The 7,459-nt window shown below is 72.8% G+C and carries 8 protein-coding genes; 5 read left to right on the top strand and 3 right to left on the bottom strand.

From position 1 onward, the window contains the following. The first annotated feature begins 52 nt into the window (after nt 1-52). Nucleotides 53-979, top strand: coding sequence for an SMP-30/gluconolactonase/LRE family protein (locus CCL05_RS25555; protein ID WP_086562839.1), 927 nt, complete (start codon nt 53-55; stop codon nt 977-979). On the opposite strand, the gene CCL05_RS25550 is transcribed toward CCL05_RS25555, so the two are convergent. Beyond that, nucleotides 942-2,579, bottom strand: coding sequence for a FadD3 family acyl-CoA ligase (locus CCL05_RS25550; protein WP_086562838.1), 1,638 nt, complete (start codon nt 2,577-2,579; stop codon nt 942-944). The two genes, CCL05_RS25555 and CCL05_RS25550, sit on opposite strands and share 38 nt — an antisense overlap. A 104-nt stretch (nt 2,580-2,683) precedes the next feature. Between CCL05_RS25550 and CCL05_RS25545 the strand changes: the two genes are divergently transcribed. The 4 genes from CCL05_RS25545 to CCL05_RS25530 all read left to right on the top strand — a co-directional run bounded on the left by CCL05_RS25545 (nt 2,684) and on the right by CCL05_RS25530 (nt 6,050). After that, entirely contained in the window at nt 2,684-3,844 is a 1,161-nt protein-coding gene (locus tag CCL05_RS25545; RefSeq protein WP_086562837.1) for a lipid-transfer protein, read from the top strand. A 1-nt stretch (nt 3,845) separates the two neighbouring features. After that, complete coding sequence (locus CCL05_RS25540) at nt 3,846-4,259, top strand: Zn-ribbon domain-containing OB-fold protein (RefSeq protein ID WP_086562836.1); 414 nt, start codon at nt 3,846-3,848, stop codon at nt 4,257-4,259. Then, nucleotides 4,256-5,029 carry an enoyl-CoA hydratase/isomerase family protein gene (locus tag CCL05_RS25535; protein ID WP_086562835.1) on the top strand — a complete coding sequence of 258 codons (774 nt, stop codon included), beginning with the start codon at nt 4,256-4,258 and terminating at the stop codon, nt 5,027-5,029. The genes CCL05_RS25540 and CCL05_RS25535 overlap by 4 nt, the downstream gene beginning before the upstream one ends. A gap of 70 nt (nt 5,030-5,099) precedes the next feature. Beyond that, nucleotides 5,100-6,050: an alpha/beta fold hydrolase gene (locus tag CCL05_RS25530; protein WP_086562834.1), complete on the top strand. Its 951-nt coding sequence runs from the start codon at nt 5,100-5,102 to the stop codon at nt 6,048-6,050. Nucleotides 6,051-6,073: 23 nt separating this feature from the next. Here CCL05_RS25530 and CCL05_RS25525 read toward each other — a convergent pair whose 3' ends face one another. Both CCL05_RS25525 and CCL05_RS25520 read right to left on the bottom strand, forming a co-directional pair. Beyond that, a complete protein-coding gene (locus CCL05_RS25525) occupies nt 6,074-6,691 on the bottom strand; it encodes a hypothetical protein (protein ID WP_086562833.1) in 618 nt (205 codons plus the stop codon). 94 nt (nt 6,692-6,785) lie between these two features. Further along, a partial coding sequence (locus tag CCL05_RS25520) for an outer membrane protein assembly factor BamB family protein (protein ID WP_158102490.1) occupies nt 6,786-7,459 on the bottom strand: 674 nt, incomplete at its 5' end.

Below are 7,459 nucleotides of genomic sequence, written 5' to 3'. Positions count from 1 at the left end.
GCATAGTGGTGCCGTAGCGCGGGAGTCGGAGCGAGGGTGGAGGTGGCGGGGGATGCCCGGGGAGCAGCCGCAGATGTACGAGACGCTCGACGAGCGGTTCCGGACCGGGCGGTGTCAGGCCGGGGACTCGCGGCTGGAGACGCTCTTCGACGGGTGCCGGTGGGCCGAGGGGCCGGTGTACGTGCCGGCCGGGCGGTATCTGCTGTGGAGCGACATCCCGAACGACCGGCTGCTGCGCTGGGACGAGACCACCGGGTCCGTCGGCGTCTTCCGCTCGCCCGCCGGGTATCCGAACGGCAACACCCTCGACGGCCAGGGGCGGCTCATCACCTGCGAGCAGGGCAACCGGCGCGTGACCCGGACCGAGCACGACGGGTCGGTCACGGTGATCGCCGAGCGGTTCCGGGGGAAGCGGCTCAACAGCCCGAACGACGCCGTGGTGCGGTCCGACGGGTCGGTGTGGTTCTCCGACCCCGAGTTCGGGATCGCTACCGACTACGAGGGGCACCGCGGGGAGAGCGAGATCGGCGCCCGGAACGTCTACCGCGTGGACCCGATCAGCGGCGACGTGCGCGTGGCCGCCGAGGGCTTCCAGGGGCCCAACGGGCTGGTGTTCTCCCCCGACGAGCGCAAGCTGTTCGTGTCGGACAGCCTGGCCAACCACATCCGGGTCTTCGACGTCCGGCCGAACGGCACCCTGAGCGGCGGCGACGTCTTCGCCGAGTGCCGCGACGGCACCTTCGACAACATCCGGTTCGACGACGAGGGGCGCCTGTGGGCCGCCGCCCTGCACGGCGGTGTGCACTGCTACGACCCCGACGGCACGCTCCTCGGCCGCGTCCTGGTGCCCGGCACGGTGGCCAACATCCGGTTCGGCGGCGCCCGGCGCAACCGGCTGTTCATCGCCGCCGACACCACCCTGTACTCCCTCGTCATGTCGGTCACCGGGACCCCGGCGCTGCCGCCGGCCGGCCGCTGAGCAGGCCGTCCCGCAGCGCCCCCTTCACGACCTTTCCGCTCGCGTTGCGGGGCAGCTCCGTCACGAACTCCACCGTCCTCGGGACCTTGTAGTTCGCCATCTCCCTGCGGGACCAGGCGATCAGGTCGTCCGCCGTCAGCGGGGCGCCCGGCCGCCGTACGACGTACGCCTTGCCGACCTCGCCCAGCCGGGCGTCGGGGACGCCGATCACGGCCACGTCCGCCACGTCCGGGTGGAGGCCGAGGAGTCGCTCTATCTCGGCGGGGTAGGCGTTGAAGCCGCCGACGATGAACATGTCCTTGAGGCGGTCGGTGATGCGCAGGTTGCCCGCGGCGTCCAGGACGCCCACGTCGCCCGTGCGCAGCCAGCCGTCCTCCGACAGCACCTCGGCGGTGGCCTCCGGGTCCTCGTGGTAGCCGGTCATGACGTTGAAGCCGCGGACCAGGACCTCGCCCCGGGTGCCGGGTCCCAGGGGCTCGCCCCGGGAGTCCGCGACCCGGACCTCCGTGCCGGGGATCGCGCGGCCCGACGTCGACGCGATCACCGTCGGGTCGTCGCCGCGCCGGCACATCGTGACGACGCCGCTTGCCTCGGAGAGGCCGTAGGCCGTCAGGACCGTGTCGACGCCGAGTTCCCCGCGCAGCCGCTCGACGAGTCTGAGCGGCACCACCGCCGCTCCCGTCACCACGAGGCGCAGTGCGGACAGGTCGTGCGCGTCCCGTGCCGGGTGGTCGAGGAGGGACTGGAGGAGGGTCGGGGGGCCGGGGAGGACGGAGACCCGTTCGGCGGCGATGTTGGCCAGGACCGTGTTCACGTTGAACACCGGCTGGGGGATCATCGTCGCGCCCCGCATCAGGCAGGCGAGCACCCCGGCCTTGTAGCCGAAGGTGTGGAAGAACGGGTTGACGATGAGGTACCGGTCGCCCCGGGTCAGGCCCGCGAGGTCGCTCCAGATCTCGTACGCCCGCAACGTCTGGGCGTGGGTGATGACGGCGCCCTTCGGGCGGCCCGTCGTGCCCGAGGTGAAGACGATGTCCGAGGGCCGGGAGCCGTCGAGCGCCTCCGCCCTCGCCCGTACCTGTGCCGGCCCGACCGCCTCCCCGCTCGCCAGGAAGTCCTTCCAGGTGCGGAAGTCGGCCGGGGCGTCCTCCGAGAGGACCACCACGTGCTCCAGGTCCGGCAGTCCGGGCAGCGGGCCGGCGCCCGGTCCCCGGCCCGCCGCCCGGCGCAGCGACGCCACGTACGACGTGCCGAGGAACGTGCCCGTCACGAACAGCAGCCGCGCCCCGCTGCGGCGCAGCACGTCCGCCGCCTCCGTGCCCTTGAAGCGGGTGTTCAGCGGCACGAGCACCGCGCCCGCCGAGACCGCGCCCAGGGCGCTGACGATCCAGTCGAGCGTGTTCGGTGCCCAGACGCCGACCCGGTCGCCGGGTCGGATGCCGTGCGCCAGACAGGCCGCCGCCGCGCGCTCCACACGGGCGCCCAGCTCCGCGTAGGTGATCCGGGTGCGGCCCTCGACGACCGCCTCGACGTGCGCGTACCGCTCGGCCGCCGTGCGCACCAGGCCCGGGATGCTTCCCCACTCCGTATCCGCTCGCACCGCAAGCCTCCCCAGCAGTCGCCGGCACAGGAGCTGACTGTCCGTCAGATTAGCTGTAATCTGACGACCTGTCAGCGAACCGTTCGGCCCGGAGGTGCGCGCACATGGCAGCAGGATCGGGCGGCCTCAAGGACGCCACCGCCATCGTCGGCATAGGCCAGACGCCCTTCGCCAAGCGGCTCCCCGAGGACGAGCGCACCCTCGCCTGCCGTGCCGTGCTGGCCGCCCTCGACGACGCCGGGATCGCGCCCGGCGAGGTCGACGCCCTCGCCTCCTACACCATGGAGGAGACGGACGAGGTGGAGCTGGCGAAGGCCTGCGGCTTCGGCGACCTCACCTTTTTCAGCAAGGTCGGCTACGGAGGGGGCGGTTCGTGTGCGACCGTCGCCCATCTCGCCTCCGCCGTCGCCACCGGGCAGGCGAGCGTCGGGGTCGCCTGGCGGTCGCGCAAGCGGGGCAGCGGGCCCCGCCCCTGGACGAACACCGCCGTCCAGCTGCCCACCCCGGCCCAGTGGACCCGCCCGTTCGGGCTGCTCAGGCCGGTCGACGAGATCGCCATGCTGGCCCGTCGCCACATGCACGAGTACGGGGTCACCCGGGACCACCTGTTCAACGTCGCCCTGGCCTGCCGCAACCGCGCCAACCAGAACCCGGCCGCGATCATGTACGACCGGCCCCTGACCCGCGAGATGTACATGACGTCCCGGTGGATCAGCGAACCCCTGTGCCTCTTCGACAACTGCCTGGAGACGGACGGGGCGCTGGCCTGTGTCGTCGTCTCCGCCGAACGCGCCCGGGACTGCCGCCGCACGCCCGTCTACGTCCACTCCGCCGCCCAGTCGCTCCCCGCCCAGCACCACGGCATGGTCAACTACTGGAACGACGACCCCCTCACGGGCCCGGCCTGGGCCGCCGCCCGGCATCTGTGGAAACACTCCGACCTGACGCCGCAGGACGTGGACGTCGCGCAGATCTACGACGCCTTCACGCCCCTGGTCCTGTTGTCGCTGGAGGGGTACGGCTTCTGCGGGCGGGGCGAGGGCGGGGCGTTCACCGAGGGCGGGGCACTGGAGACCGGCGGGCTGCTGCCCGTGAACACCGGCGGGGGCGGCCTGTCCGAGGCCTACGTGCACGGCTTCAACCTGATCAACGAAGGGGTGAAGCAGCTGCGCGGGACCAGTACCGCACAGGTGCCGGGCGCGTCGGCCTGCCTGGTCACCGCGGGCGAGGGCGTCCCGACCTCCGCTCTGCTGCTGAGGAGTTGACATGCTGCGTCCCGTCACCGACACCGACGGCGCCCCCTTCTGGCAGTACGCCGCCCGGGGCGAGCTGCGGGTCCAGGCCTGCGCCGGCTGCGGCGAGCTCCGCTTCCCGCCCCGGCCCTGCTGCCCGCACTGCCAGTCCTTCCAGACCGACTGGCGCCGGATGTCCGGCCGGGGCCGCGTCTGGTCGTACGTCGTTCCGCATCCGCCGCTGCTGCCCGGCTACGCCGAACTGGCGCCGTACAACGTGGTCGTGGTCGAACTCGACGAGGCCCCGCGCATCCGGCTCGTCGGCAACCTCGTCGCCGGGCCCGGCGAGCCGCTCGGCTCCCTCGCGGCGGACCGCCTGAGGATCGGCGCCCGGGTGCGGGTGGTCTTCGACGACGGGCTCCCCCGGTGGGTCCCGGAGCGGTCATGAGCGGGGTACTGGTCAGTGCCGACGAGGACAGCGGGGTCGCCGTCGTCACCCTGAACCGGCCCGACCGGCTCAACGCCGTCGACCTGGAGATGGCCGGGGATCTCGCCGGGGTCTGGCGGGAGTTGCGGCGCGACGACTCTGTACGGGCCGTCGTCCTCACGGGTGCCGGTGAAAGCGCCTTCTGCACGGGCATCGACCGGGACGCCGTCGTGCCGCAGCCGAACTCGCCCTACTCCCAGGACGATCCGCTGCTCGGCATCGGGCCGAAGGCCAACGACCTGTGGAAGCCGGTCGTCGCCGCCGTGCGCGGGATGGCCTGCGGAGGTGCCTTCTACCTCCTCGGGGAGGCGGAGTTCCTGGTCGCCGACTGCACCGCCGCCTTCTTCGATCCGCACACCACGTACGGCATGGTCAGCGCCTACGAGTCCGTCCTGATGGCGCAGCGCATGCCGTACGGGGAGGTCGCGCGGATGGCGTTGATGGGGACGGCGGAGCGGATCTCCGCGCGGCGGGCCTACGAGGTCGGGCTGGTGTCGGAACTCGTGGCGGAGGGCGAGGCGCTGGGGGCGGCGCGGGCGTGCGCCGCCGTCCTCGCCGGATATCCGACCGAGGCCGTGCAGGGGACCGTGCGGGCGCTGTGGGCCGCGCGTGAGGCGGGGCGGGCCCAGGGGTTCGCGCAGGCGCCGCATCTCATCGCGCTCGGGAACGCGACGGGTGAGGAGCAGGCCCGGCTGTTCGCGGGGCGGCGGCGTGAGTACAGGTCGCGGTAGCTGCTTGCCGGTCGCGCCAGGGAATCGTTGACCCATACACGCGTATGCTCGACGGGTGGTTGAGCATCGGATGATCGACGTGAACGGCATACGGCTGCACATCGCGGAGCAGGGCGAGGGCCCGCTCGTGGTGCTGCTGCACGGGTTCCCGGAGTCCTGGCACTCCTGGCGGCACCAGTTCGGGCCGCTGGCCGAGGCCGGTTTCCGGGTGGTCGCGCCCGACCAGCGCGGATACGGGCGCAGCGATCAGCCCGAGGACGTGGCGGCGTACAGCATCCTGCACCTGGTGGGCGACGTGGTCGGGCTGGTCCACGCGCTGGGTGAGGAGCGGGCGTTCGTCGTCGGGCACGACTGGGGAGCGCCGGTGGCCTGGCACACCGCGCTGCTGCGGCCGGACGTGGTGCGCGGGGTGGCGGGGCTGAGCGTGCCGCCGCCGTTCCGTGGCGCGCAGCCGCCGCTCAGGACCATGCGGGAGCGGTTCGGCGGGCGCTTCTACTGGAACTACTTCGAGGAGCCCGGGGTCGCCGAGGCCGAGTGCACCGCCGACACCCGCGCCACCCTGCGCAAGCTGCTGTACTCCGCCTCCGGTGACGCCCCGGGCGCCGGACGCCCCGAGCAGGCCCTGGTGGACCTCGACCGCGGCTGGCTGGCGGACGCGCCCGAGCCGGAGGTGCTGCCCGGGTGGCTGACCGAGGAGGACCTCGACACCCTCACGGACAGCTACGCGCGGGGCTTCACCGGCGCGCTCAACTGGTACCGCAACCTGGACCGCAACTGGGAGCTAACCGCCCCCTGGCAGGGAGCGGTCGTGTCCCCGCCCGCGCTGTACGTGTACGGCGACCGGGACCTGGTCCCGGCCTTCCCGGGCACGCCCGAACTGATCGAGAGGCTGCCCGAGTTGATGCCCAGCCTGCGCCGGAAGCCGCTCGTGCTGCCGGGCTGCGGCCACTGGACGCAGCAGGAGCGGCCCGCCGAGGTGAACGAGGCGCTGCTGGACTTCCTGACGGAGCTGCGGGACTGAAGCCCTGTGGGCTCCGGCCCCGTTCAGTCGTCGACGAGGGCCTGGCCGTCGACCTTGCAGTGGTCGACCGAGTCGACCAGGCCCGAGCCGCCGCCCACCTCGACCTCGACGGTCGCCTTGCCCTGGGCGGGGACCGTGATGTCCGCGTTCCGGTCGATGACGGTGATGCTCCGGGCGTCCTCGAAGGTCACCGAGACGGAGAACGTGGCCTTGCGGCCGTTGGGGTTGCTGACTTCGACGGTCGCGTGGGGAGAGGCGGGGGTCGCACAGGTCACCAGCCTCGCCGTGCCGTCCCGCAGGGCCTTGCCGGATCCGGAGCCGGTCGTGGACGTCGGCCTGGATCCGTAGTTCGGCCTGCGGTTGTAGGAGCCGCCGCTGGTCCCGTAGTAGTCGTCGTCATCGTCGTCGGAACCGTAAGAGCCGCCCGAGCCGCCGGAGCTGTACGAGCCGCCGCCCGATGTCGACGACGACCTCGAACTGTCGTGGTCCTGGCTGGAACTGCTGCACCCGCCCCCGCTGCCGTGGCTGCCGCTGTGGCTGTGACTGCCGCCGCGGCCCCGGCCCGTGGAGAAGCCGGTCAGTGCCAGTACCACCAGGACCGACACCGCTGTGAACTTGAGCCTGCGCCCCCGTATCTGCATGGCGGACAGCCTAGTGATCGCCTGTCACGGTCATGTCACCGTGGGGCGACCGGCGCGTGCCCGACCCGGTCGCGCGCGGCCGTCCCCGGGCGCGTCACGCGGTGCGCGCCGTGCCCGTGCCCTTCTCCGCGTCCAGCGCGTACACGCAGCGGTCCTTGCTGCACGCGTACACCACTCCGTCCCGGACGACCGGGGAGCCGGTGATCTCGCCGCCGGTGGCGAGTTTCCAGCGGAGCCGGCCGTCGTCGGCCTTCAGGGTGTAGAGCAGGTGGTCGGTGGAGCCGAAGTGGATACGGCCCTCGGCCACCGAGGGGGCGCCCACGATGTCGCCGCCCGCCTGGAAGCGCCACTTGGGTGTGCCGGTGACCGCGTCGAGGGTGTAGAGGCCCTTGCCGCTGCCCACGTGGACATGGCCGGCGGCGACCAGGACGGGGTCGACGGACGCCCGGGACTCGGTGGCGATGCGCCAGCGGTCCCGGCCGTCGGTGGCGTCGAGGGCGTAGACCGTGCCGAGGTAGTCGGCGAGGTAGATGCCGCCGCCGGTGACGGCCGGCCCGGGGACGAAGGTGGGCGGGGACAGGAAGACGGCCGGGGCCTCGAAGTGCCACTTCACGTGCCCAGCGGCCACGTCGAGAGCGAGGACGCGGGTGCCGGCGCAGACGTAGACGTAGCCGTCGGACGCCTGGGCGACCCGGACCGGGACGCCGCCGCAGGAGGCCGTGTCGCCGATGGGGTACGACCAGCGTTCGTCGCCGGTGCGGGCGTCCA

The sequence above is a fragment of the Streptomyces africanus genome, assembly GCF_002150735.1.
In the GTDB taxonomy this organism is placed as follows: Bacteria; Actinomycetota; Actinomycetes; order Streptomycetales; family Streptomycetaceae; genus Streptomyces; species Streptomyces africanus.
The sequence above is the reverse complement of the archived record's forward strand: the minus strand, read 5'-3'. Positions and strand labels throughout refer to the sequence as shown.